Here is a 1827-nt window from a genome sequence, read left to right on the forward strand (position 1 = left end):
TTGCTCCAACTCATCTCTATCAATCATATTGTCGTAATAATGTCGACATGCGCAGTCTTGGAATTTGCACCATTCGCTGCTCAAGCGAAATCAGACGGTGTTAAAGTTTATCATTTAAATATCGGACAGCCTGATATAAAAACTCCAGAATGTTTCTTTAAAGCCGTTAAAAACTTCAATGAACCCGTTCTTGAATATGCTGGCTCTCAAGGTCTCCCTGAATTAATAAATGCTTTACAAAAATACTATGAAACTTATGATATGCATTTTTCTAAAGATGATTTCTTAGTAACTAATGGTGGTAGTGAGGCTTTATTATTCACATTTATGGCTATATGTGACCCTGGGGATAATATTTTAATACCTGAACCTTTCTACACTAACTACAATGGATTTGGTCAATCTATTAATATGGAAGTTAAACCTATAACTACTAAAGCTGAAGATGGGTTCCACCTTCCTCCAAAAGAAAAAATAGTAGCTTTAATAGATGAAAAAACTAAAGGTATATTAGTCTCTAATCCTGGAAATCCAACTGGATGTGTTTATACTAAGGATGAGGTTTATATGTTAGCTGAAATAGCAAAAGAACATGATTTATGGATTGTTGCTGATGAAGTTTACAGAGAATTTATATATGAAGGTCTTGACTATACTAGTTTTGGTAATGTAAAAGAAATAGAAGATAGATGTGTAATAATTGATTCCGTATCTAAAAGATATAGCGCTTGTGGTGCTAGAATAGGTTCTATAGCTTGTAAAAACGCTGAATTAATAGGTGAAATCATGAAATTATGCCAAGGTAGACTTTGTATAGCTACTCTAGAACAATTAGGTGCTGCTGCTTTATTCAATGAAACTCCAGCTTCTTATCTAAAACAAGTAAATGAAGAATATTGTAAGAGAAGAGATACATTGTATAACGAACTTATGAAAGCTGACGGCGTTATATGTAAAAAACCTATGGGTGCTTTTTATATAGTTGCTAAACTTCCAGTTGATAATGCTGAGGATTTTGTAAAATGGATGTTGACTGATTTCCGTATGGATAATGCAACTGTAATGGCCACTCCAGCTGAAGGTTTTTACGCTACTCATGGCCTTGGACGTGACGAAGTAAGACTTGCTTACATATTAAAAGAAGAAGATCTTAAAGTCGCAGGTAAATTGTTAGCAGAGGGATTAAAAGCTTATAAAACTGCTATGGCAAACGCTTAGTTAATAAAACTTAGTTAAAAATATTAAAGGGGATACGTTATTATATCCCCTTTAAGTTATTAGTTTAATTCACTTTTATTTAATAAAGTCTCTAGAGTCTCTATAGCATCTAGATATTTCTCTCTATCCTCAGTATTTAATTTAAAGAATTTTTCTTCTAAATCATTGCTTAGTTTTTCTGTAAAGTCAGCAGCTATTTGCTTACCTTCTTCAGTTATAACTATCATGTATTTTCTTCTGTCTTTAAGATTTTTCTCCCTATAAACATATCCCTTTTTACTTAAATCATCTATCATACTAGTTAAACTACCCTTTTCTATGTTTAACTTAGCACATAATTCTGTCATACTTATTTCGCCATAATTTCTCATGAATACTAATGCTCTTAATTGAGTTTTGTTTACATCATATAATCCAGAATATTGTTTTAAATAGTTTAAGTATAAACTAGAATAAATTTTTGGAAATGTGTTTGATAAAAAGCTTATTGTATCTGTCACTATACATTTCATTTGATCACCTCAGATTGCTGTTATTTTGTTTTCTGTGTATATTTTACACTAAAGTTATTTTCAGTACAATATTTTTTGGATATATTTTATTAATATT

General features: G+C 30.9%; 2 protein-coding genes. One reads left to right on the top strand and one right to left on the bottom strand.

Features of this window, described 5'->3' with window-relative positions; genetic code table 11:
• A partial coding sequence (locus tag I4U58_RS13695) for a pyridoxal phosphate-dependent aminotransferase (protein ID WP_279325567.1) occupies window positions 1-1218 on the top strand: 1218 nt, incomplete at its 5' end.
• Window positions 1219-1277: 59 nt separating this feature from the next.
• On the opposite strand, the gene I4U58_RS13700 is transcribed toward I4U58_RS13695, so the two are convergent.
• The gene (locus I4U58_RS13700; protein WP_195931889.1) at window positions 1278-1730 is read right to left on the bottom strand and encodes a MarR family transcriptional regulator; all 453 of its coding nucleotides are present in this window, start codon (window positions 1728-1730) and stop codon (window positions 1278-1280) included.
• Between the last annotated feature and the right edge of the window lie 97 nt (window positions 1731-1827).

Origin of the sequence: Clostridium sp. 1001270J_160509_D11, assembly GCF_015667935.1 — a bacterium.
In the GTDB taxonomy this organism is placed as follows: domain Bacteria; phylum Bacillota; class Clostridia; order Peptostreptococcales; family Peptostreptococcaceae; genus Intestinibacter.

Coding starts and splice junctions, on each gene's coding strand:
- I4U58_RS13700 (WP_195931889.1), bottom strand. CDS start 1,730: ATGAAATGTATAGTGACAGATACAATAAGCTTTTTATCAAACACATTT.